We start from the raw sequence: 23420 nt of genomic DNA on the forward strand, positions 1-23420 counted from the left end.
CGGATAGGTGGCATTCGATGCAAAATGCCTGCGCTGCACCAGTCTCTCGAATGTCCAGCGATGACAGGGCTTTCCGCACGGTGGAAAGCCGGGACCAACTGTGCATAAGTTGCCGCACCGTGCCTGCTGCCTCCGGCAGATGCAGAATGGCACCCGAATCGACCGCACGGAACGCAAATTGGCCAAGCCGAACTTCACCCCGATCGTAGCCGCCCTGCCCCAAACAGTGCCCTTCGTTGGCCCGGAGGCGCTGCAGCGCCGATCCGGTATCACCATGCGCGCCCGCATCGGCGCCAATGAGTCCGGATTCGGGCCGAGCCCGGCGGTCAAGGCCGCGATAGCCGAGGCGGCAGGCGATGTCTGGAAGTACCCGGACCCGGACGTCTTCGACCTGCGGGCCACCGTCGCCGCCCATGTTGGGGTTACGGCTGGGGAAATCTCGATCGGCGAAGGCATCGATGGCCTGATGAGCGTACTGGTCCGCATGTTCATCTCGCCCGGGGAAATCGTGGTGACGTCTGCGGGCGCCTATCCGACGTTCAACTACCACGTGGTCGGCTATGGCGGGCAATTGCGCTTCGTTCCCTACAAGGATGACCACGAACACCTTGAGGCCTTGCTTGACGAGGTGCGCCGCACCAATGCCCGCATGGTCTATCTGGCCAATCCCGACAACCCGATGGGCACGTGGTGGCCCGCCGAGGCGGTGAACGCATTCATTGCCGCCCTGCCTGAATCCTGCCTTTTCGTTCTGGACGAGGCCTATGGCGAGACCGCGCCCGCGGGCACACTGCCACCCCTCGACGCCGGACGGCCAAACGTGCTCCGCCTGCGCACCTTTTCAAAAGCCTATGGGCTCGCCGGGATCCGTTGCGGCTATGCCATCGGAGACGCTGACCTGATCGGCGGCTTCGATCGCGTCCGGAATCATTTCGGGGTTAGTCGGTTGAGCCAGCTTGCCGCCGGCATTGCCCTCGAAGATCAGGCCTATCTCGATCAGGCCGTGGCCTCCATTCACCGCGCCAATGACCGCATCGCCGCGATCGCGGCGGATAACGGCCTGTCCGCCATTCCTACGGCAACCAATTTTGTCGCCGTGGATTGCGGACGGGACGGCGCCTATGCCCTGAGGGTGCTCGAAGAACTCGGGCAACTCGGCATTTTTGTCCGTAAGCCCATGGCCCCCGGACTTGACCGCTGTATTCGCGTCAGCGCTGCACCCGACCGGGAAATGGATCTGTTCGCCGAAGCGCTACCCACCGCGCTTCGCAAGGCTCATGGCGCCGGATAGATCGCGATCTGGGCGCGCAAGGGGCGGTGATTTGACCCTTGATTGTCTCCGGACACCAAGGATTCTATGCGAGCGCTGCCTCCGGTAAACACATTGTCGATGGGCACGCCGAGCGGACCCAGGCGGACTGGCCAGGTCGCGGGCGGCCATTGTGCAGGCGCGAGGCTGTTGCGCCTGGCCAGCCAGGCCAAGGGCTCTGACCACGGCGCGGCGTTGAAGTCGCCGGCCACGATCACCGGGCCCTCGACCGCGCCCAGGACGTCGTCGATCTGGTCCAGTTCGCGCCAGGCGGCCTGGTCGAAATACGGCTTGGACAAGTGCACGCCGACGATGGTCAATGGGACTCCATCCACGGCCAATTGAGCCACGGCCAGCCGCTGGAACCGGAAGGGTTGTAGCGTCGACACTTTGCCGTCGAGCGGGAATCGCGAGTGCAAGGAAATGTCGCATCCAACCGGCGACTCGCAGCCGATGCTGTAGGGCAGCACCTCGGCAATCTGGTCGAGATACATCTCGATCCCGGGCGTCTCCATGATGAGCGCCACATCCGGCGGATCGGCAACGATCGACTGTACCAGCGCCTCGGCGTCGCGATTGCCGGCCAGTACATTGAAACTGAGGAAGTCCAACCGGGTCGACGGCTCGCCGGGCAGATCAATGCGCCGCGACATCAACTCATTGACAAGAACTGCCCCGTGCGCCGCGCCCGCGAGGACCAGGAGCAGGACAAGCCCGCCGCGCCAACGGGCTCCGGCCATGATGCAGGCGAGAGCCAGGACGAGCCCGACCGTCACGAAATGAAAGCGCAGACTTTGCAGCAACTCTTCGCCGGGCAGGCCAGGCGTGAACGAAATGATCAGCAGGACTACGATCAATACGCCGGACAGGGCCAGGAGCCCCCCGCGAATCTCCGCCTTGCCGAACATCGCCACGCTCCCTTTCAGCCCTCCGAACTGGCTAGAGCAGCTTCCGCATCTGGATGCAAGCGGACGCGATGTTCACGAGTTCGGCAGGATCCCAGTCGTAGCGTGTCCAGCCGGTCTTTTCGTAGAAGCCAGCGGCCTCCGCGGCAGAATTGACGACAAGCTCCGACACGCCAAGTGCACGCGCCCGCTCGGCCGCAAGGGCTTCCATTACCGTTCCAAGCCCGCGCCCCTGTTCAGTTGCCGTGATGGCGACCAGCCGAATGGCAGCGCGGCCCTGCCCGAGCAGGTCAATCCGAACCGTGCCCACGGCGCGGCCATCCACCTTGAGCAAAAGCGGATGCGCGAAATCGGCATAGTCGTCGGGATGCTGATCGTTGTAGATGCCGAAGCGTCCCTTGGCTTCGAACAACTCCACCCGGCGGATGGCGTGGAAGGCGGCCCAATCTGACGCGTCCGCGACGGCGACAAGCTCATGGCGCATCGGTCCCCTCCCCGGGATGACGACAACTTCGCTGCAAGTGTTAAGGCTGCGGATGGCTGGTTCCCATCCACAGCGTCAGGTGAGATAGGCGGTTAGCCGGCCAGCGCACCCTGGGCCGATGCCCCGCGTTCAATCATGACGCGATTGAGCGCGTTGAGATAAGCGCGCGCTGAGGCCACCAGCGTATCGGGTTCGGCAGCATTGCCCGACGCAATGCGGCCGTTCATCTCGAGGCGCACATGCGCGGATGCCTGGGCGTCCGTGCCGCCAGTGACGCCATCCACCGCGTAGAGCACCAGGTGCGGGTCCTGCCCCGAGGCCTGCTTGATGGCGTTGAAGATGGCATCCACCGAGCCCGTCCCCTCGAAGGTGACGCTGGTTTCCTCGCCGTCGATGGTCACAGTCAGGTTACACCGGTGAATGCCACCGGTCTTGCTGATCACTTCCAGGTCGACCAGGCGGATGCGATCCCCGACCGAGCCGACTTCGTCATCGACGAGCGCCACGATGTCGGCGTCATAAACATGCTTCTTGCGATCCGCGAGGTCCTTGAAGCGCTGGAAGGCTTCCTGGAAGGCGTTGTCGCCCAGCTCGTACCCCAATTCCTTGAGCTTGTCCTTGAAGGCAGCGCGGCCCGAGTGCTTGCCCATGACCAGGGTCGTCTCCTTGATGCCGACGCTGGCCGGGGTCATGATCTCATAGGTCTCGGCATTCTTGAGCATCCCGTCCTGGTGGATGCCGCTCTCATGCGCGAAGGCATTCTTGCCCACGATGGCCTTGTTGTACTGCACCGGAAAATTCGAGGCCGCCGACACGATCTTGCTGGCCCGGGCCAGATGGGTTGATTCGATATCGGTGAAATAGGGCATGGCATCGCCACGCGTGCGCAGTGCCATCACTACTTCTTCGAGAGCCGCATTGCCGGCACGCTCGCCCAGACCATTGATAGTGCATTCGATCTGACGGGCACCCCCGGCTACCCCGGCCAGCGAATTGGCGACAGCCATGCCCAGGTCATCATGGCAATGCACCGAGAAGATCGCCTTGTCGGAGCCCGGCACGGCCTCGATGATGTCCTTGAACATCCTGAAATGCTCTTCTGGCACCGCATAGCCGACAGTGTCGGGCAGATTGATCGTGGTTGCCCCGGCCTTGATTGCCGTTTCCACACAGCGCTTCAGAAACTCGAGCGGCGTGCGGGTTGCGTCCATGGCAGACCATTCGACATCGTCGACCAGGTTGCGCGCCTGCGCCACTGTGCGGGCGATGATCTCGATGACCTCATCCTCGGTCTTCTTCATCTGGTGGGCCAGATGGATGGGCGAGGTGGACACGAAAGTATGGATACGGCCCTGCTGTGCGTGGCGCACCGCCTCCCCTGCCCGGTCGATATCGGCGGTGATGGCGCGTGCCAGCCCGGCGACGCGGGCCTTCTTGACATGCTTGGCTACCGCAACCACGGCCTCGAAGTCACCGACCGACGCAATCGGAAACCCGGCTTCGATAATGTCGACACCCATCTCGTCGAGGGCATCGGCGACCTGGAGTTTCTCTTCCAGCGTCATGGTTGCGCCAGGCGATTGCTCCCCGTCGCGCAGCGTGGTGTCGAAGATATAGACGCGTTCTTTATTGCTGTTGCTGGCAGTGGCAGACATTTCAGGCTCTTTTCCTATCGGCCCCGAGACAATGACTCGCTGGACCGGACATTTTCGATGTTCGGTTTATGGCGCAATCCCCTGACGACCCGCTCGAAACATCGAGCTGCCGGTGATCAGGGGCTGATAAGAAGGAGGAGAAGCGCGGGCAGCAGCAACAGGCCGGCAGCAATCGCCAGCTTGGTCACCTGGACCTGCTGTTGGGCGATGGCAATGGCTTTTGCGCGGCGGCGCTGCATGTGGGTACGCTCTGGTACGCTTGTCTTGACGCAAACAATGCGCCAGTCGGGACGAGGATGCAAGACCAAACAAGTCAAATGCGTTCGCATCGGACGCAAGGCAGGCTTCAGGCGAGATCGAGCGTGCCCTCGCCGATGACCACCGCCTCGCCACCAATGGCGCCATGCACCAGGACGTCGTTCTCCTTGCGATAGTGCAGCGAGATGGCGCAGGGCCGCCCCATTTCAACACCCTGGCGCAGGATTCTGTCCGTCTGCGCATTGCCAAGATCCTGCTCCGCCAGCAGGCCAATGAGCGCCGCCGCCGCCGATCCCGTACCGGGATCCTCGCCAACGCCCATGGCGAACATGCGCGCGGCAATATCGTTGTTGGGCTCGCCGGGGGTCAGGGTGAAGGCATAGACCGAGTTGTGATCGTGATGGAAAGCCGTTTCCATCAGGCCGCGATTGACCGATATCCGGCGCAACACCTCCGCATTGCGCACCGGCACCAGGTGAAAGGTCACGCCGGCGGAGAAAACCGCAGGCTTGAACAGTTCGCAGCCAATATCATCAACCGAAATGCCGAGCGCCTGGGCCACCGTCAGCCGGTCCGGCAGATCGGCAATGCGGGATGGCAGCTTGGGCAGCGTGAACCGGGCGCGCCCGGTGCGTCTATCGACCTTCTCGAACAGCGCCGTTACGAGCCCGACCTTTTCCTCGATACGCAAGGCAGTTGCCTTGCCGCCGAGTCCCAAGACCACCGCCGCGCCAACTGTGGGGTGACCAGCAAAGGGCAGTTCCTGATGCGGAGTAAAAATCCGTACCGAGGCGCTGTTGCGATCCTTCTGCGGCTTGCACAGAAACACCGTCTCGCTGAGATTGAACTCGCGGGCGACGGCCTGCATCTGATCGTCGAACAGGTGATCGGCGTCGGGGACCACCGCAAGTGGATTACCCTTGAGCGGGCTGCGCGTGAAAACATCCAGCACCAGATAGGGCAGCTTCAATTGGCGGTCTCCGGCAGCGCATAGTCGGCCCGTACCTTGGAAAGGTGATCGCAAAGGGCGTCGACCGCGACGCCATGGTCCTTGCGGCCCGGCAGGCCCGAAATGGTCAGGGCACCGACTATTCCGGCTCCCTGGACACGGATGGGAAAGCCGCCACCTGCGATGACATAGTCGGCCGGATCGGCACCGGACTGCACGGAAAACGGCTGCTCGCCTCTCTCCAGAACCAGCCTGTAGCTCGCGCGCTGAAATCGGCGGACAGAGTTGATCTTGCGCCGGACCCACTCGGCATTGTCCGCACTTGTGCCCGGCGTCGCCGAAAAGAACAATTGCCGGTCCCAGGTCCGCAGATCCACGACAAGCGATAGGCCTTCGTCGAGTGCCCGGCGTCGGATGGCAGAGCCAATGTCATAAGCCACGGCCTCGTCGAACCGGCTCAGGAATAGGTCGTTTTCCTGCCGCTTCACGCGGGCGATATCGTCTTCAACATTCATGACGCGCGGCTCCGAAAATCCATCGATACAGGAGGTTTAGTCCAGCGCAGCCCTGCCGGGTAGAGGCAGAGCGCCCGAAATGCCAACTTTATCCCCGCCCGGCATCGAAGGTGGAAAATGTATGCGGCAAAGAGGAAGCTGGATCATGCAGATTTTACCCATCATCCTTCAATGGCACGTCTCTACCTGGCGCGTCCGGATAAAATTGCTGCGCTTGCACCAGGCCATGCTCAAAGCAGGCTATAACCCCAATCAGCCGCGCGCACCTGCGGGCACGAGCATTGGCGGACAGTGGATCGGCATCGGCAGAAATTCAGACGGGAACCCGGATCGGCTATGGGTCGCCATCGATATATCGGGCTTTAGCAAGCACGGAATAAATCGCGCCATAGAACGCGCAATTCCACCGGCGGCAATTCTTGATGCTATTAACAACCCAATACGTATCCGACCCCGGCCCGACGGTAGCACTCAGTTCATAGGCGGCAGTGCCACTGTTGTACTGAGCCCGGCCGGCGTGGTGATTACCGTTTGGCCAATAAGGAGTTTTTGAAATGCGGAAGATAACTGGGCCTATCCGAGACGCCATTCGACGGGCCCTCATGACGCATTGGGACCCGATTGGAGTGCGTGACGAGCCTGAAGCGCAGGACGAATATGATGACTACATACCGGCCCTGTGGAAGCTTCTTGCCAACCGGGAATCTGCCGAGACAATCGCGAAAACGCTTCAGACAATCGAGACTGATCAGTTGGGGCTACCGGCAAACGCAACAAGGGCGCTTCGCGCGGCCGAGAGCCTGCGCCTTGCTAGTACGCTGTAGGCGGGGGCTTTCGCCCCCGCCTTGATCAGCCTTAATTCTTCGCCTTGTCGACCAAAGCGCCGGCCTTGATCCACGGCATCATGTCGCGAAGCTTGTTGCCGACATCTTCAATCGGGTGCTCGTCGGCCAGACGACGGGTCGCCTTGAAGCGGGCACCGCCGCCCGACTTGATTTCCTGCATCCATTCGGACGTAAACTTGCCGGACTGGATGTCGTGCAGAACGCGCTTCATTTCGGCCTTGGTTTCCGAGGTGATGATGCGCGGACCGGTGACATATTCGCCCCACTCGGCCGTGTTCGAGATCGAGTAGTTCATGTTGGCAATGCCGCCCTGGTAGATCAGGTCGACGATCAGCTTCACTTCATGCAGGCACTCGAAATAGGCCATTTCCGGAGCGTAGCCGGCTTCCACCAGCGTCTCGAAACCGGCGCGGATCAGTTCAACCAGGCCGCCGCAGAGCACGACCTGCTCGCCGAACAGATCGGTTTCGCATTCTTCACGGAAATTGGTTTCGATGATACCCGAACGGCCGCCGCCAACACCCGAGGCATAGGCCAGCGCGATGTCATGGGCATTGCCCGACGCGTCGTGGTGGACAGCGATCAGGCAAGGCACGCCGCCGCCGCGGGCATATTCGCCGCGCACCGTATGGCCCGGGCCCTTCGGCGCGATCATGATCACGTCGACGGTGGACTTGGGCTCGATGAGGTTGAAGTGGACGTTGAGTCCGTGGGCAAAGGCCAGGGCTGCGCCGTCACGGATATTGGGCTCGATATCCTTCTTGTAGATATCGGCCTGCAATTCATCGGGAGTCAGCAGCATGATGACGTCGGCCCATGCCGATGCCTCGGCCACGCTCATGACCTTGAGGCCTTCACCCTCAGCCTTCTTGGCCGACGGTGAACCCGGGCGCAGGCCGACGGCAACATTGGTCACTCCGCTGTCGCGCAGGTTCAGCACATGGGCATGGCCCTGCGAACCGTAGCCGATAATGGCGACCTTCTTGGACTTGATGATGTTGAGATCGGCATCACGATCGTAATAGACGCGCATTGGGCTGCTCCCTGGAAAATGCGATGTGTTCTAGTTGTTGGCCTTGGCCCCGTAGAGGGCCAGGAACTGTTCCGCCGCGACCTTCACATCGGCTTCGATGTTGGACTCGACATTGGACTGGGTCAGACCCTTGTCGCCGAGCAGCAGACGAATCTGCACGTCGCGAACGACCAGGCCGAAAAAGGTGCGATAGGCTTCTTCGCTCGAAGGAAACCGCAGCAGTCGCGCATCGCGCGCCGCTTCCAGGATGGGCTTCAACCGCCGGCGGATCGCCAAAGGACCATTTTCCAGGACGATATTGCCGAGGCTGTCCTTTTCCTGCGCCGCATGGGTGATTGCGGTGCGGTTCAGCGTGATCGAGACTTCGCCGATTATGGTAGTCAGCAGGTCGCGCGCAAATTGTTCGAGGCTCGCGCGCAGGGCCTTGGCGTTGAGATGGCTGCGATCGACATAGGGCATGCGCACCTTGGCCGCCTGCCACTGGACCGTCGCGGTCAGCAGCCCCTCGCGATCTCCGAACCACTTGTAGAGTGTTTCCTTGGAGCAGGATGCGCGCCGCGCCACCGCCGTCATCGTCAGGCCATCGCCGTTTTCGACGAGCAGGTCCAGCGCCGCAGTCAGCACAGCCTGCTGGCGCGGCGTAAACGTCTCTTCGTTGACCTTGATGGCCAGTGCCACGGGACGAACCTCAACTGCGTGACCGAACGCTACGGCCACTTTCCGTTCGATGGCGTACCGTACGGTACGGTTCGTTGCAAGCCCCTTTTTGCCCGGCAACCAAAGATTCTGTAAGGCCCGGTTTGCCTTTTCCCGGTGATCAATTCGTCCTAAGCCTGTGAAGAGACTTTTCATTCAGGACTATTCATGACCGACACCGTTCTCGATCGCTTTCTTCGCTACGTCGTTATCGACACCCAATCGGACGGCAATTCATTCAATCAGCCCTCGACCGCCAAGCAGAAGGACCTCGGCCGCGTCCTGGTCGAAGACCTGCAGGCGATCGGGCTTTCCGACGCACATCTGGACGAGCACGGATATGTCTATGCGACCATTCCGGCAAATACCGACAAAGCCGATGTGCCGGTAATCTGCTTTTGCGCGCACATGGACACCGCGCCCGATTTCACCGGCACTGATGTGCGGCCAAAGCTGCACCGCAACTATGCTGGCGGCGACATCACGCTCGGCAATTCCGGCCGCATCATCCGCGTCGCGGATCATCCGGAACTGGCCAACCAGATCGGCAACGACATCGTGACGACCGATGGCACGACGCTGCTCGGCGCCGACGACAAGGCCGGCGTCGCGGAGATCATCACGGCTGCCGAAATCCTGCTCGGCGATACGTCGCTGCGTCATGGGCAGATCCGCCTGCTGTTCACGCCGGACGAAGAAATCGGCCGCGGCGTCGACAAGGTCGACCTCGAAAAGCTCGGCGCCAGATTTGCCTATACGCTCGACGGCGAAACTGCCGGCACGATCGAAGATGAGACGTTCTCCGCCGACGGCCTGACTCTCGAAATTACCGGCGTGGCCATTCATCCCGGATTCGCCAAGGACCGGATGGAAAATGCCATCAAGATTGCTTCGGCGATCGTGGCGCGCCTTCCGCGCGCCGTGTCACCCGAGGGCACCGATGGTCGCGACGGGTTCGTTCATCCCGTCGACATTTCCGGATCCATGGACAGCGCCACAATCCAGTTCATCGTGCGCGACTTCACCGAGGCTGGCCTGGCTGGCAAGCACCAGATGGTCGAGGACATTACGCGCGAAGTCCTGGCCGATTTTCCCGGCTCATCATTTACAGCCACGCGCAAGGAGCAGTACCGCAACATGAAGGTGGTGCTCGACCGCCACCCCGAAATTGTCGACAACGCCCAGGAGGCCGTGCGTCGCGCCGGCATGACGCCCGTTCGCGGTTCAATCCGCGGCGGCACCGATGGCTCCCGCCTGTCATTCATGGGCCTGCCCTGCCCGAACATTTTCGCCGGTGGCCACGCCTTTCATTCGCCGCTCGAATGGATCAGCCGGCAGGACATGGACAAGGCGGTCCGCACCATTGTCGAACTGGCCCAGATCTGGGAGGAGCGCGCCTGAGGGAATAGTCGGACCGGCGACGACACAAACGGGACTGGTGGAGACATCCATCGCAGCGCCGCAGCACTTAGAGGGGTTGGCTCCCCAATTGTTCCAAGGAGCCAACCATGCCCCCGCTGATCAATCGTCGCTCACTCCTCATTGGCGCCGCCTCGTCTCCCGCATTGGCCATCGCTGCCCACGCCGCCGGCCTGGCCGACGGCGCTGCCGATCCCGTCGCCGAACCCGGCCGGATCGTGCACTGGCGGAATGTCGAATCCGAGCATGTCGGGCCGCGCGATGTCACCATCTGGTTGCCGCAGGAGGCTGCAGGTCCCCTCCCCGTGATATACGCCCATGACGGAGAAAACCTGTTCGACAATGCGGTCTCCGTCGATGACTTCCCGCTCAATCTCGACGCCGCCATGGGCGCGCTTGCCGCCTCAGGCGTCGGTCCCGCGATCATCGTCGGCATATGGGCCACAGCCGAGCGCACGCGCGAATACAATGCGCAAAGTGTCGTTGATGACCTTCCCGGTCACGTCCGTGAAGCGGTTGAACTCAGCTGCGAGGGGGCCCTCAGTTCCGAGGCCTACCTGACATTCATAACCGACGAGCTGAAACCGCGGGTCGACGCCGAATTCGATACCCTTCCCGATGCGGCCAATACGTTCACCTTTGGTGTCAGCATGGGTGGCTTGATTGCCGTGGAAGCCCTGGCGACGCGCCCCGACATTTTTGGCGGCGCCGTCGCCATGTCAGCCCACATGTTCATGATGGGCCCGGCCTCGGCCAATCCTGACTTCCCGATGCCGCCCGATGCCTTCCCGGAGATCGAGGCCGCTCTGACCCGTTTGGGCGAACGCATGCCTGATCCGGCAACCCACCGGCTATGGATCGACCACGGTACCATCGACCTCGACCAATATTATTCTGGCAGTCACAAGGCCCTGGCCGATGGCCTGATCGCAGCGGGCTGGAAGCCAACCGAAAGCCTGGAAGCCCGGGTCTATGTCGGCACCGGACACCATGGGAGCTGGTGGATTCCCCGCGTTCCCGAGGCGCTCCGGTTCCTTCTTACTGCCTGACCGCCAAAAGCGGCGGAAATACCCGGCCGGATCGGACCCCCGCGGTCCGGTCCGGCTCTTGGTCTCGAACGCGACCGCATTTGGCGTTGATGCGACGCCCCGGCATCGGCATCATGGCGCCGCCGGGCAAACCCCGGCGGTCACCAATCCGCAGACCGATCGGGAAACGCGATGCCTACTGACACCTATAACCTGCTCATTCTCGGCGTCGGTGCCGCAATCCTGCTTTGGCTGGTCTTTTCGGTGATGAAGAAACTCATCGGCCTGGCGCTGCTCGCCGCCATAGTTTTTGGCGCCTATATCGTCTGGACCAACCCCGCCTTGCTGCAACAGGCCATGAGAATGGTCGGGCTCAGCTAAGTCCGCCCACCAACCGGCCCTATCGCAGGTGACGCTGGAAGAAGGCCAACACGGCCGATCGCATTTTCGGTGTTTCTTCGTGCCCGACGCCCGGTTCGCTGAAAAATTCAAGCATATCGCTGTCCTCCGCATAGGCGGGCCGCAGGTCGGCCATGGCCCGCTCAACAGCCTGTGGCGGGCTCAGATGATCAGCTTCGCCTACACAGATCAATTGCGGACGGGGCGCCACGATGGCCGCGATCGTGCCACCATCTGCTTCACGCAGGAGGCCAGGCACTGTCAGGTAGATGCCATGACCATCATGGGCACCGAGCGCGATCATGGTGCGGAAGTCGGCAAAGCAGCACAGATGAGCGACCGCCGCGATGCGCGTATCCAGGGCCGCCAGCCAGTAGCTCAAGACGCAGCCCATGGATAGCCCGAAGGCGCCGATGCGGTCGGCGTCCACATCTTCCCGCGACGCCAGATAACCAAGCGCTGCGGCGTGATCGGACAGCATCTGGCCAAAGAGCGACTTGCCTTCCCAAAGCAACGCCTTTGCGGCAGAGCTTTCGCTCACCGTGGCCCGCTCACCAAATATGGGCATGTCGATAACCATGGTGACATAACCCGCCCGGGCGAACACGGGACCGAGCGGGTCAAGCAGATATTCCCGGCCATCGAGCAGTTCCCGCGCGCCGATTGCGTAGCCGCCGCCATGCGAATGGCCATAGAGGATTGCCGGCAATGGCCCGGACGCCCCGGCCGGACGCGTAAGAATGCCGCGGACCGGCAAACCGGCAATATCGAGTTTCAGATGCTCGATGACGTAATCGCCCATCGGCTCGATATGGGAAGACACTAGCGTGGCGGTCCTGTCTTCAAAGGCCAGCAGTTCTCGAAAACGGGCTACGCTAAAGGTCACAGCGAATATCGATCCTCCAAAGCACAAACCTCCCCCATCCCTGCCCGATATGCAATCGGCGGTGGATGGAAACCGATTTCGGAACTTCGGCACTTTTATAGATCATTCTGCTATCATCGGCACTTGCCGATGAATGGTGAAGCGACCATGTATGGCGCTCAACGCCGCACTCGATTGAAGGAATATGCATGTCCAAGTTGATGTCACCCGTCCGGCTCCGCGAGCTCGACCTGCGCAACCGCACGGTGGTTGCGCCGATGTGCCAGTATTCCGCGATCGACGGGTTCGCGAACGACTGGCATCTCGTGCATCTCGGGCGATTTGCGATGGGCGGTTTCGGGCTGATCCTGGTGGAAGCGACCGGGGTGCTGCCTGAAGCTCGTATTTCCTATGGCGACCTTGGTCTTTGGAAGGACGAACATATCGCGCCACTGGCGCGGATTGTCGACTTTGTGCACGGCCAGGGGGCAGCCATCGGTATCCAATTGGCCCATGCCGGGCGCAAGGCCTCGACACCCGTGTCCTGGCGCGAACCGTCTGATCTTGCGACGGAAGCGCAGCGCGAGGCCGCCGGATACGAACACTGGCTACCTGTGGCGCCCAGCCCGCAGTCGCATGACCCCGAAAATGCGGACTTCCAGACTCCCGCCGAACTCGATCATGCTGGCATCGCCCGTGTCATCGATGGCTTTGTTGCCGCAACCAAGCGCGCAGAGGCTGCCGGGTTCGACACGGTCGAAATTCACGCCGCCCATGGCTATCTGCTCAATCAGTTCCTGTCGCCGCTGTCCAATCACCGCACCGACGAATATGGCGGCAGCCGCGAGAACCGCATGCGCCTGGTTCTCGAAGCCGCCGAGGCCGTTCGCGCCGCCTGGCCCGACAACAAGCCCTTGCTGGCGCGCATTTCGGTCAGCGACAATGCAGACGGGGGTTGGACGGTCGAGGACAGCATCGCACTGGCAAGGGAACTCAAAGCGCTGGGCGTGGATGCGATCGACTGCTCCAGCGGCGGCTTCGCGGAGGGCCGCATCCGCTCGGCCCGCCAATACCAGGTCCCCTTTGCCGCTGCCGTCCGCTCCGGGGCAGACATTCCGACAATGGCCGTCGGCGTTCTCGGGGACGTAGTCGCTGCCGAAGCCATCCTGCAGGGCGGCGAGGCCGATTTCATTGCGCTGGCGCGCGGCGCGCTTGACGATCCGAACTGGCCTCATCACGCCAATACGGAACTTGGCAATCACGACTACGCGCTCTGGCCCGTCCAGACCCGGCGCGTAGCTGAATATAACCGGCTCATGTCGTCGCCCGCTTGATCGCCTCGACATGACCACCGGACGAACCAATTTTCGCCGCCTTGGCGGCTGCACACTTGTCTTCGATCCGGTGAATGACCAGATCAGCCTGGCGAAGAGGAGAGAGCCATGGATACCAAGGCCGCAATTCTAGCCCTGATGGCCGCCTGGGGTGTGGGCACATGCACTTCGCTGCCGGCATTGGCACAGGATGCGGACGCTGCGCCCACGGAAGAACCGAGCGCCGAGAGCGGGGAGGACAACCCCCTGCTCAATCGTGTCTGGGTCAAACAGGGCGACGACAGCACTGTTCCGGGCACCATACACATCTTTCTGGCAGACGGGACGCTGGTCTCCGACTCTTGCTGGGAGACCTATCGGCTCTCGACCTGGCAGCAGGTTTCCGACAGCGAAATCTCCTGGGATGAGGACGGCATGACCATCAGCGCCGACATCGCCGCACTGAGTGCCGACGAACTGGTGCTCAATCTCAAGCTTCTGGGCGGTGACGAAGAGCAGCGCTTCTCGCCTGCCAGCGTACCCTATCTCTGCCCCGACATGCCCAAATAGGAAATTGGCGCCACACGAGGTGCGGCGCCATTTCTAGAGCATTTTCTCGTTCTGACTGATTCAGAACGAGAGCTCTAAGTTTTTGATTGGTCGCGTTTTCGAACCAGAAAAGTGGTGTCCACTTTTCTTGAAAACGCTTTAGATGATCACCTGGGTGCCGATTTCCACTACGCGCCCGGTGGGAATGTGGAAATACTCGGTGGCATCGCTCGCATTGCGGGCGAGGCGCACGAACAGCCGGTCCTGCCAGAAGCGCAGCGGGCCGCTCTTCTGACCCAATTTCAGGGACCGGCGGGAGAGGAAGAACGAAGTCGACATGATGTCGAACTTCCAGCCAAGCTTCCGCGCCAGTGCCAGCGCCTTGGGAATGTTTGGGGCTTCCATGAAGCCAAAAGTCACGACCACGCGGAAGAACAGCTCGTTATAGGCGTCAATGGTGACCTTTTCATCATCGGGCACGCGCGGCGATGTCGACGTGCGCACCGTTAGAATGACATTCTGCTCGTGCAGGACCTTGTAGTGCTTGAGCGAATGCAGCAGAGCCGTCGGCGCGCCCTCGACGTCCGAGGTCAGGAAAATGGCGGTACCCGGCACCGTGGTCGGCTTCTTCTTGGAGAGGTTGTCCACCAGAAACTCCAGCGGAACCTCGTCACGCCGGGTCTTTTCCGACAGTCGGCGCCGTCCGGCCATCCAGCTCCACATCGTGATCGCAACGACGAAGGCGACAGCCGCCGGCACCCAGCCTCCCTGGAACAGCTTGGCCGCATTGGCGACGAAAAAGCCGCCGTCGATCAGCAGATAAACGACCCCGAACAGGGCGACATAGCCCAAATGCCATTTCCAGTTTCGCGCCATCACCACCACGAGCAGCGACAGCGTCACCACCATCACCCCCGACACCGCAATGCCATAGGCATTGGACAGGGCATCCGAACTTCTGAATGCCAGGACCAGGACCAGCACGCCGACCAGCAGCATGGTGTTGATCTGCGGCATATAGATCTGGCCGCTTTGAGTCTCGGATGTGTGCTGCACCACCATGCGCGGCAACAGGTTGAGCGCGATCGCCTGCTGGGTCAGGCTATAGGTGCCCGTGATCACCGCCTGGCTGGCGATGATGGTCGCCATGGTCGCCAGGCCAACGAAGGGCAACAGCGCCCATTCCGGCTGCATCTCGAAGAACGGGCTTTCCACGTTCTCGACCCCGACCTGCAGGACAAAGGCGCCCTGCCCGAAATAGTTGAGCAGCAAACAGGGAAAGACGAGGCCGAACCACGCCATGACGATCGGCTTGCGGCCAAAATGCCCCAGGTCGACGTAGAGGGCTTCCGCACCGGTCACGGCCAGGAACACGGCACCCATGACCACGAAAGCAATGCCGATATGGGTGTAGAGAAATTCGACCCCGAGAAACGGATTGAGGGCCCAAAGGACGGCCGGATATTCGATGATGTGCACGAGGCCACTGAACCCGAGCACCAGGAACCAGATCGCCGTCAACGGGCCGAAAACGATGGCCACCTTGGCTGTGCCAAATCTCTGTACGGCGAAAAGGCCGACAATGATGACCAGCGTGATTGGAACCACCCAGCGCGCCATGCCCGGGGCAACAATATCGAGCCCTTCGACGGCAGAAAGCACCGAGATGGCCGGGGTGATAATGGCATCGCCGAAAAACAGGGCGGCGCCGAGCACGCCAAGCACGGTTATCCAGGCCGGAGGTTTGGTAAACGTCTTGCGCGCCAGGGCCATGAGGCTGAGCGTGCCGCCCTCGCCGTTATTGTCCGCGCGGGTGACGAAGAAGACATACTTGACGGCGACCGTCAGGGTGAGCGCCCAGACAATCAGCGATAGAAGTCCCAGGATTTCGATATGCGACGGTGCAGCCTCGGGGCGCACATTCACCGCTTGCCTGAAGGCGTAGATCGGACTCGTACCGATGTCGCCATAGACAACGCCGATCGCACCGATGGTGAGGAGAGGCAGGTTGGATTTTCCGTGGCCGGCCTGGTCGGTCGCTACGTCGCCGGTGGAGTGTCCGGCTTGTTCCGTATGCGTCATGAGCTTTAGGGCTCTCGCTGTTTCAGGGCGGGCGCCGCTATACACCCGTCACCCGACACAAACAACACAAATCGGCCATATTTGGTTCAATGAAAATATGGGCCCACCGCATGGATGGACCCATATTCAGGACGGCGATTGGAGGTCGAACGCCGTTATTCGGCAGCCTGGGCGGTGACGCCGTCTTCGGCTCGGGCCGCCTTCGTGGCCTGGCCCCACCAGACCAGTTGATCCAGCATGTCCTTGGCCGAGTTGCCGATGGAGGCTTCGATTTCGTTGAGGCTCTTGGTGCCACCAAAGCCGGGGTGCACGGCCATGAAGTCAGCGCCAGCGATGTGAACCGCGGAACGGGTCGACACCATCTGCAGTTCGACGCCAATTGTCCGCAGGTTCTCGACCGCGCGGGCGCCGCCAACAGTACCGTAGCCGACCGCGCCAAACACCTTCTTGTTCCAATTGGTGTAGGCCTGGTCGATCGCGTTCTTCAGCGCGCCGGTGATCGCGCGGTTATATTCGGCGACGACAAAGATGTAGCCGTCATACTCGGAAACCTTGTTCTGCCAGGCGACAGCCTGGGCGTTCTGCGACGGGACCCATGCATTGGATGCGACTTCGTCGAAGAACGGCAGATTGAAATCGCGCAGGTCAACCAGTTCCGCTTCGATCTCGGGGCGCTCATTGGCCTTGTCAAGAATCCACTTGGCCGGCAATTCGCCAAAGCGGGTGGGACGGGTGGACGAGATGATGACGCCGATCTTGAGTTTGGACATTTGGATGCCCTCCTTGGTAACAAATCGTAACTGAGGCGATATATGTGCCTGTCACGAAAAGCCTCAAGAGGGCACCTTGTTGTCATCCGGAGACATCTGGGTGCCCCGGTTACAGTGATGTAAGTATTTGCAGAAAGGGCGCTTTGGCCATTTTTCCTGGGGCCAATGCACCGGGCGAAATCCAGGGCAGCCATTCCGCAAACGCAGTGTTCTCAGCCAGTGAACAGCGCGCGCAACCTATTCGGCAAGCACAGCGATGTACCGGCGGGTGGCCTCGGCGAAGCCCATCACCAGGGCGTCGGCAGTAATGCCGTGCCCGATGGAAACTTCGGCCACGCCCGTTACCGACGCCTGGAAAGCCGGCAGATTCTCAAGGGTCAGATCGTGTCCTGCATTGACCCCAAGGCCCAAATCCTTCGCGGCCGCCTTGGTGACCGCCATTGCGGCGAGCTCCGCCCTTCCCTTTTCCGGATCGTCATGGCAGGCACCATAGGGACCGGTGAACAATTCGATCCGGTCCGCTCCCGTCGCCTTGGCGGCCAACACCCCGGCCTCGCCGGCATCGGGGTCGCAGAACAGGGAAACGCGCCGACCGGGGCGCTTGAGCCTGTCCACGACTGAACGCAGCAAATCGGCCTGACCGACAAAATCCCAACCATGGTCGGAGGTGGCCTGCGCCGGGTCGTCCGGAACCAGCGTCACCTGATGCGGGTCGACCGCATCGATCAGCGCCAAGAAGTCTGGGCTGGGGTAGCCCTCGATATTGAACTCGGCGGACGGGTAGTGGTCACGCAAAAGCGCAGCGAGCTCGAACACATCTGTGCGCCGGATGTGCCGTTCATCGGGTCGTGGATGAACCGTGATGCCGGTGGCGCCGGCATCGAGCACCACGCGCGCAATGCCTACCACGCTTGGCCACGGCAGGTCGCGACGGTTGCGCAACTGGGCAACGGCATTGAGATTGACGGACAACAGGGTCATGGCAGGACTCGAATGGTTCGACCCCTGCCATATACCAGAGTGTGCCTCAGGCCCAATCGAACCTTTTGATAGGCCCGATCAGCGGAATGACTACATGCCCTCTGCGCCACGATTGATGGCGGCGAGACCAGTGCGCACCACCTCGACCAGGCCCAGGGGCGCCATCAGCGCGATAAAGCTGTCGATCTTGCCAGGCTTGCCGGTAACCTCGAACACAAAGCTCTCGACGGTCGCATCGACGATCTGCGCGCGGAAGGCATCCGCCAGGCGCAGCGTCTCGGCACGGCGGTCGCCCGAACCCTGCACCTTGATGAGGGCAAGCTCGCGCTCGAGATACGCCCCCTCCGCAGTCAGGTCGTGGACCCGGTGCACCGGCACCAGCCGCTCCAGCTGCGTCTTGATCTGAACCAGCACCTTGGGCGTGGCGATGACCACGACAGTGATGCGACTAAGTCGCTTGTCGTGTTCGGTCTCGCTGACTGTCAGGCTTTCAATATTGAAGCCGCGCGCCGAGAACAGGCCGACCACGCGGGCGAGAATGCCCGGCTCGTTGTCAACCAGCACTGAAAGCGTATGGCGTTCGCTCTGCTGCGTTTCCTGAGTCAGGAAATAGGCCGAACCGGTGGGCTGCAAATGTGCGTTCATGTCGTATCCTCCGTGCCTGGCCTAGACCAGCTGACGGCCCTTCTCGTCGATGATGTCCCCGATATTGGCTGTGTCGGGCAGGATGATCTCATTGTGCGGCTTGCCCGACGGGATCATGGGCAGGCAGTTCTCGTCTTTCTCGACCAGGACGTCGAAGAGAACCGGGCCGTCATAATCCAGCATCTCGGCGATCGCGGCATCAAGCGCCGCCGGCGTGTCGCACTTGATACCCTTGGCGCCATAGGCCTCGGCCAGCTTGACGAAGTCGGGCAGCGATTCCGAATAGGAATGGGCGTAGCGCGAGCCGTGCAGCAGATCCTGCCACTGCCGGACCATACCCATGCGCTCGTTGTTGAGGATGAAAATCTTGACCGGCAGGCGATACTGCACGGCAGTCGACAGCTCCTGCATGGTCATCTGCACGGAGGCTTCACCGGCAATGTCGATGACCAGCGCATCGGGATGGGCCACCTGCACGCCGACTGAAGCCGGCAGCCCATAGCCCATGGTCCCCAGACCGCCGGACGTCATCCAGCGATTGGGCTTGTCGAAGTGAAAATGCTGGGCCGCCCACATCTGGTGCTGACCAACCTCGGTGGTGATGAACACCTCCTTGGACTGGTTCCTCGTGGCTTCGTAGAGCCGCTGGATGGCCCATTGCGGCTTGATGACCGTGTCGGAATTGGTGAAGTTGAGCGAGCCAACCGACCGCCACTTCTCGATCTGCTTCCACCAGGGCGCGATCGCTTCGCCGCGCGGCTCATTGGTCCGGCTGCGCCAGACACGGATCATTTCCTCGAGCACGCGATTGCAGTCGCCGACGATCGGCACGTCGACACGAATGATCTTGTTGATCGAGGACGGATCGATATCGACATGGATCTTGCGGCTATTCGGCGAGAAGGCATCGACACGGCCGGTGATCCGGTCATCAAACCGTGCGCCGATATTGATCATCACATCGCAATCGTGCATCGCCATATTGGCTTCGTAGGTGCCATGCATCCCCAGCATCCCCATCCATTGCGGATTGGAGGCCGGAAAGGCGCCAAGACCCATCAGCGTCGAGGTCACGGGAAAACCGGTGAGCTCGGCAAGCTCCCTCAGGTTCTCGGACGCCTCCGGGCCGGCATTGATCACGCCGCCGCCGGTATAGAAAATCGGACGCTCGGCCTTGAGCATCAGGTCCACCGCGGCCTCGATCGCGGCTATGTCACCATCCACCTGGGGGCGGTAGGACTTGTGGCGCAGCGTGTCGGGACCGGGGCGATAATACTCGCCGACGGCAAACTGGATATCCTTGGGAATGTCCACGACAACGGGTCCGGGACGCCCGGTGGTGGCAATGTGGAATGCCTCGTGCAGCACGCGCGGCAGATCCGCCACGTCCTTGACGAGGTAATTGTGCTTCGTGCACGAGCGGGTGATGCCGACCGTGTCGCATTCCTGGAAGCCGTCAGTGCCGATGAGGGTGGTCGGCACCTGTGCGGTGATGCAGACCAGGGGAATGGAGTCGAGGAGTGCGTCGGTCAGCCCGGTCACCGCATTGGTCGCGCCCGGACCGGATGTCACCAGCACCACGCCCGGCTTTCCGGTGGAGCGGGCATAGCCCTCTGCCATATGCGTGGCGCCCTGTTCGTGGCGCACGAGGATGTGCTGGACGAAGTCCTGCTGGAACATGGCATCGTAGATCGGCAGGGCTGCGCCGCCGGGATAGCCAAAGATATGTTCAACACCCTGATCCGTCAGCGCCTGGATCACCATTTCCGCGCCGGTCATTTTCTCGGCCATTTGCGCTCTTCCTACTCCTCGGGCCCGCCGTACCGGGCGTTACGTTCTTTCAGCCTTAAAACCGCTTTGCCGGAAAAAAGGCAATAAAAAAGGCCCCGTTTGGGACCTGTTTTCGGCGCACCAGCTTTCGCGCGGGGTTTTACCCCACGTTGCCGATGCGCCTACCTACTACGAGAATGAGTGCCCGCACGGGACCTCTCCACAAAATTAGACGCGGCATTGATAGAGACATTCGACCGCTCAAGTCAAGCCGAAGCGGCCATGGCGCGCAAAACGGACACATATTGGGCCGGTCTATTGCCCGGAAACGGGGTTTGGGGGTGGCATTCGGCGCAGGGAATGTTACACGCCTGCGACGCCAACTGTGACACTGTGATGACATGAGCAAAAGCACCCTGGACAAGGACCTCCAGCAGGTTACCGGCATCGAGGATGCGACCCATGACCTGTCGCGCCGCTTCGCGGCTCCGGGCATTGCCCTGGTCTTCCTGCTCCTGGCTGCCGTCTGGGGCGGGTTTGCCACGACCGGTGGCCCGGGCACCTATGTCATCGTCATCGGCGCGGCAATCGCCGGCTATATGGCTCTCAATGTCGGCGCCAATGACGTCGCCAACAATATGGGTCCCGCCGTCGGTTCCCGGGCCATCTCGATGGGCGGCGCACTCATTATCGCCGCCATTTTCGAGGCGGCCGGAGCCCTCTTGGCCGGCGGCGATGTGGTCAACACCGTGGCCCGCGACCTCCTGGTGTCCCATGAAATCGAAAGCCGCACCTTCATCATTGTCATGATGTCTGCACTGCTGGCCTCGGCCCTGTGGGTGAACCTGGCGACCTTCATCGGCGCTCCGGTGTCCACGACCCATGCGGTGGTGGGTGGCGTGGTCGGCGCCGGTGTGGCCGCGCTGGGTATCGGCATCGTCAACTGGCCGACCATCGGCGCAATCGCCGCCAGTTGGGTGATATCTCCTGTCCTTGGGGGTGTCTTCGCTGCAGCTTTCCTCGCTGTCATTCAGACCACGATCACCAACCGGCTCGACAAGATTTCCGCGGCACGGATATGGGTGCCCATTTTCGTCGCGGTCATGACCGGGGTGTTTGCAAGTTATCTCGCCACCAAGGGCCTGAGCCGCATCTGGAAGCCCGGCCCGGCCATCACCGTGGTCCTGGCCATCGCGTGTGGCGCCCTGGGCTGGGTCGTGGCGATGCCATGGGTGCGCCAGCAGTCAAAGCACATGGAGAACCGCAAGAAGCATGTGGCCATGCTGTTCCGTTTGCCGCTGATCATCTCGGCGGCCCTGTTGTCCTTCGCCCACGGCGCCAACGACGTGGCCAATGCGGTCGGCCCATTCGCCGCTATCGTCAGCGCCCTGACGACCGGCCATAGCGACGTCGCCGGCATCACCCTGCCCCTTTGGGTACTGGCCATCGGCGCCATCGGCATCTCGCTGGGTCTAGGCCTGTTCGGACCGCGCCTCATCCGCACCGTGGGTGAGCAGATCACCAAGCTCAACGAAATCCGCGCCTTCTGCGCAGCCCTGTCCGCGGCAATAACCGTGCTCGTGGCCTCGGCGCTGGGCATGCCGGTCTCCTCGACCCATATCGCGGTGGGCGCCGTATTCGGCGTGGGCTTCCTGCGCGAATACGTTTCGCGGCGCGACATGGAAGGCTCGGCCGTACCTGTCAATGCGCGTTTCGTGGATCCCGGTCAGCTCAACGCCACGCCCGAAGACGCGCTGTCCAGCGCCCGCAAGGTGGAGCGCCGGTTGCTGGTGCGGCGTCACCACGTCTATTCGATCGCAGCAGCCTGGGTGGTGACCGTGCCGGCCTCCGCCGCTCTTGCGGGGGTGCTGTTCCTGGTGCTGCGGCTGTTTATTGGCTGACAGCCATTCCAAGGTGGGCATGCAGCCGGTTGGCCAGCCGCGCCATTGATCGGTCTGCGAGCAGACGGTGCGCTTCCGACAGGGTCACCCAATGGCGCATGCGCTCGTTCTGTTCGAGCCAGCTGTCATGCTGCTGCGTCACCTTGAGCGGAAACAGATCCACGTCGACAAGCGTCACGCCGTCATTACCGATGCTGGCGCGATAGGAACCCACCGCATTGGGGTCGATCTCGCCTGAAACGCCCGCTTCTTCGATAGCCTCCAGAGCCGCGCTTTCCCACGCGGTCATTCCCGATTCCACCGCACCCTTGGGAAAAATCCACTTGCCGCTGCGCCGCGACGTTACCAGCAGGATGGCCAGGCGCCCTTCGACGATCGCATAGGGGATCGCTCCCGCCTGCCGCAGGGTGTCGGGTGTTTCAACCCTCGGACTCCAGTGCTTGAGGAACTCGCGGACCATATGGGACTCCCGTTTCGTCCAGCCTGTTTTGCATGGGGGCCACCGGCTGTAAACCGCCCAAAAAGAAAGGGCCCGGAGGCCCTTTCCATACCAGCTATGCGCCGGGATTAGCTCAGCAGGGTCAGTTCCGCAGCCGAAACCTTGCCGTCGCGGCCGGTCTGCAGCTCGAAGCTGACCTTGTCGCCTTCGTACAGGCCCTGCAGGCCCGAGCGCTGGACAGCCGAAATATGGACGAACGCATCCTTCTCGCCGTTGTCGGGAGAAATGAAGCCGTAGCCCTTGGTCGTGTTGAAGAATTTCACAGTGCCGGTGATTGCGGCCATGACTGGTCCTCTTGGTCTGTTGTGCCGAAAATCGGCGGAAGGGTTTGTCCTGGTTGTGCAAGCCAGGACTTACGATTCACGAGATCAGGAGGTAGCCAAGTTTCCGGGATACCGGTCGTCAGATAGCGCAAGACTAGTGGCACGTATGGCCCATATATTGCCGTTTGTCCGAGGATTTTCAAGGCACTTCAATGCCATGAAAAAGAACACCCGGCTGGGGGCAGCCGGGTGTCTGGCGCCTGGGGGCGCTTGGCCGCAGGGGGCGC

At 61.7% G+C, this 23420-nt stretch carries 24 protein-coding genes; 8 read left to right on the forward strand and 16 right to left on the reverse strand.

Features of this window, described 5'->3' with window-relative positions:
• The first annotated feature begins 178 nt into the window (after positions 1–178).
• Positions 179–1291, forward strand: a complete 1113-nt coding sequence (locus tag KIT02_RS05770) for a pyridoxal phosphate-dependent aminotransferase (protein ID WP_297583419.1) — start codon at positions 179–181, stop codon at positions 1289–1291.
• Here KIT02_RS05770 and KIT02_RS05775 read toward each other — a convergent pair.
• From KIT02_RS05775 to KIT02_RS05800, 6 genes are all read right to left on the reverse strand, one after another.
• Positions 1276–2217, reverse strand: coding sequence for an endonuclease/exonuclease/phosphatase family protein (locus KIT02_RS05775; RefSeq protein ID WP_297583422.1), 942 nt, complete (start codon positions 2215–2217; stop codon positions 1276–1278). The genes KIT02_RS05770 and KIT02_RS05775 overlap by 16 nt on opposite strands.
• Before the next feature lie 31 nt (positions 2218–2248).
• A complete protein-coding gene (locus KIT02_RS05780; protein ID WP_297583424.1) occupies positions 2249–2698 on the reverse strand; it encodes a GNAT family N-acetyltransferase in 450 nt (149 codons plus the stop codon).
• A 92-nt stretch (positions 2699–2790) separates the two neighbouring features.
• Entirely contained in the window at positions 2791–4353 is a 1563-nt protein-coding gene (locus tag KIT02_RS05785) for a 2-isopropylmalate synthase (RefSeq protein WP_297583426.1), read from the reverse strand.
• Positions 4354–4469: 116 nt separating this feature from the next.
• Positions 4470–4592, reverse strand: coding sequence for a hypothetical protein (locus KIT02_RS05790; protein ID WP_297583428.1), 123 nt, complete (start codon positions 4590–4592; stop codon positions 4470–4472).
• A 107-nt stretch (positions 4593–4699) separates the two neighbouring features.
• Positions 4700–5581, reverse strand: coding sequence for a PhzF family phenazine biosynthesis protein (locus KIT02_RS05795; RefSeq protein WP_297583431.1), 882 nt, complete (start codon positions 5579–5581; stop codon positions 4700–4702).
• Positions 5578–6075, reverse strand: coding sequence for a heme-degrading domain-containing protein (locus KIT02_RS05800; protein WP_297583433.1), 498 nt, complete (start codon positions 6073–6075; stop codon positions 5578–5580). Before KIT02_RS05800 ends, KIT02_RS05795 begins: the two co-directional genes overlap by 4 nt.
• A 145-nt stretch (positions 6076–6220) precedes the next feature.
• On the opposite strand from KIT02_RS05800, the gene KIT02_RS05805 reads away from it, so the two are divergent.
• The gene (locus tag KIT02_RS05805; protein WP_297583436.1) at positions 6221–6628 is read left to right on the forward strand and encodes a hypothetical protein; all 408 of its coding nucleotides are present in this window, start codon (positions 6221–6223) and stop codon (positions 6626–6628) included.
• Between the two features lie 302 nt (positions 6629–6930).
• Here KIT02_RS05805 and ilvC read toward each other — a convergent pair whose 3' ends face one another.
• Complete coding sequence (gene ilvC, locus KIT02_RS05810; RefSeq protein WP_126151356.1) at positions 6931–7953, reverse strand: ketol-acid reductoisomerase; 1023 nt, start codon at positions 7951–7953, stop codon at positions 6931–6933.
• A gap of 30 nt (positions 7954–7983) precedes the next feature.
• Entirely contained in the window at positions 7984–8631 is a 648-nt protein-coding gene (locus tag KIT02_RS05815) for a TetR/AcrR family transcriptional regulator (RefSeq protein ID WP_297583445.1), read from the reverse strand.
• Between the two features lie 186 nt (positions 8632–8817).
• Between KIT02_RS05815 and pepT the strand changes: the two genes are divergently transcribed.
• The 3 genes from pepT to KIT02_RS05830 all read left to right on the forward strand — a co-directional run bounded on the left by pepT (position 8818) and on the right by KIT02_RS05830 (position 11477).
• Entirely contained in the window at positions 8818–10050 is a 1233-nt protein-coding gene (pepT, locus tag KIT02_RS05820; RefSeq protein WP_297583447.1) for a peptidase T, read from the forward strand.
• A 107-nt stretch (positions 10051–10157) separates the two neighbouring features.
• On the forward strand, positions 10158–11117 hold the full coding sequence (locus KIT02_RS05825) for an alpha/beta hydrolase-fold protein (RefSeq protein WP_297583450.1): 960 nt from the start codon (positions 10158–10160) through the stop codon (positions 11115–11117).
• A gap of 171 nt (positions 11118–11288) precedes the next feature.
• Positions 11289–11477, forward strand: coding sequence for a hypothetical protein (locus KIT02_RS05830; RefSeq protein ID WP_297583453.1), 189 nt, complete (start codon positions 11289–11291; stop codon positions 11475–11477).
• Between the two features lie 19 nt (positions 11478–11496).
• Here KIT02_RS05830 and KIT02_RS05835 read toward each other — a convergent pair whose 3' ends face one another.
• Positions 11497–12381, reverse strand: coding sequence for a prolyl oligopeptidase family serine peptidase (locus tag KIT02_RS05835; protein ID WP_297583455.1), 885 nt, complete (start codon positions 12379–12381; stop codon positions 11497–11499).
• Positions 12382–12569: 188 nt separating this feature from the next.
• Here KIT02_RS05835 and KIT02_RS05840 point away from each other — a divergent pair, with 188 nt between their 5' ends.
• Together KIT02_RS05840 and KIT02_RS05845 are read left to right on the forward strand one after the other, a co-directional pair.
• A complete protein-coding gene (locus KIT02_RS05840) occupies positions 12570–13694 on the forward strand; it encodes an NADH:flavin oxidoreductase/NADH oxidase (RefSeq protein WP_297583457.1) in 1125 nt (374 codons plus the stop codon).
• A gap of 108 nt (positions 13695–13802) precedes the next feature.
• Positions 13803–14243: a hypothetical protein gene (locus KIT02_RS05845; protein WP_297583460.1), complete on the forward strand. Its 441-nt coding sequence runs from the start codon at positions 13803–13805 to the stop codon at positions 14241–14243.
• Between the two features lie 138 nt (positions 14244–14381).
• Here KIT02_RS05845 and KIT02_RS05850 read toward each other — a convergent pair whose 3' ends face one another.
• The 5 genes from KIT02_RS05850 to KIT02_RS05870 form a co-directional block, all read right to left on the reverse strand.
• Complete coding sequence (locus KIT02_RS05850) at positions 14382–16304, reverse strand: potassium transporter Kup (protein WP_297583462.1); 1923 nt, start codon at positions 16302–16304, stop codon at positions 14382–14384.
• 155 nt (positions 16305–16459) lie between these two features.
• Entirely contained in the window at positions 16460–17074 is a 615-nt protein-coding gene (locus tag KIT02_RS05855; RefSeq protein ID WP_297583464.1) for an NAD(P)H-dependent oxidoreductase, read from the reverse strand.
• Between the two features lie 237 nt (positions 17075–17311).
• Positions 17312–18055 carry a pyridoxine 5'-phosphate synthase gene (locus KIT02_RS05860; protein WP_297583466.1) on the reverse strand — a complete coding sequence of 248 codons (744 nt, stop codon included), beginning with the start codon at positions 18053–18055 and terminating at the stop codon, positions 17312–17314.
• 90 nt (positions 18056–18145) lie between these two features.
• Positions 18146–18700 carry an acetolactate synthase small subunit gene (ilvN, locus tag KIT02_RS05865; RefSeq protein WP_297583468.1) on the reverse strand — a complete coding sequence of 185 codons (555 nt, stop codon included), beginning with the start codon at positions 18698–18700 and terminating at the stop codon, positions 18146–18148.
• Between the two features lie 21 nt (positions 18701–18721).
• Positions 18722–20491 (reverse strand): acetolactate synthase 3 large subunit, encoded by a 1770-nt coding sequence (locus KIT02_RS05870; RefSeq protein ID WP_297583471.1) that lies wholly within the window; start codon positions 20489–20491, stop codon positions 18722–18724.
• A gap of 380 nt (positions 20492–20871) precedes the next feature.
• Between KIT02_RS05870 and KIT02_RS05875 the strand changes: the two genes are divergently transcribed.
• Complete coding sequence (locus tag KIT02_RS05875) at positions 20872–22371, forward strand: inorganic phosphate transporter (protein ID WP_297583473.1); 1500 nt, start codon at positions 20872–20874, stop codon at positions 22369–22371.
• Here the strand turns inward: KIT02_RS05875 and KIT02_RS05880 are convergent.
• Positions 22361–22831, reverse strand: coding sequence for an NUDIX hydrolase (locus tag KIT02_RS05880; protein WP_297583481.1), 471 nt, complete (start codon positions 22829–22831; stop codon positions 22361–22363). The genes KIT02_RS05875 and KIT02_RS05880 overlap by 11 nt on opposite strands.
• A 107-nt stretch (positions 22832–22938) precedes the next feature.
• Positions 22939–23154 (reverse strand): cold-shock protein, encoded by a 216-nt coding sequence (locus KIT02_RS05885; protein ID WP_297583484.1) that lies wholly within the window; start codon positions 23152–23154, stop codon positions 22939–22941.
• Positions 23155–23420 lie beyond the last annotated feature (266 nt).

The sequence above is a fragment of the Devosia sp. genome, from assembly GCF_025809055.1.
Taxonomy (GTDB): Bacteria; Pseudomonadota; Alphaproteobacteria; order Rhizobiales; family Devosiaceae; genus Devosia.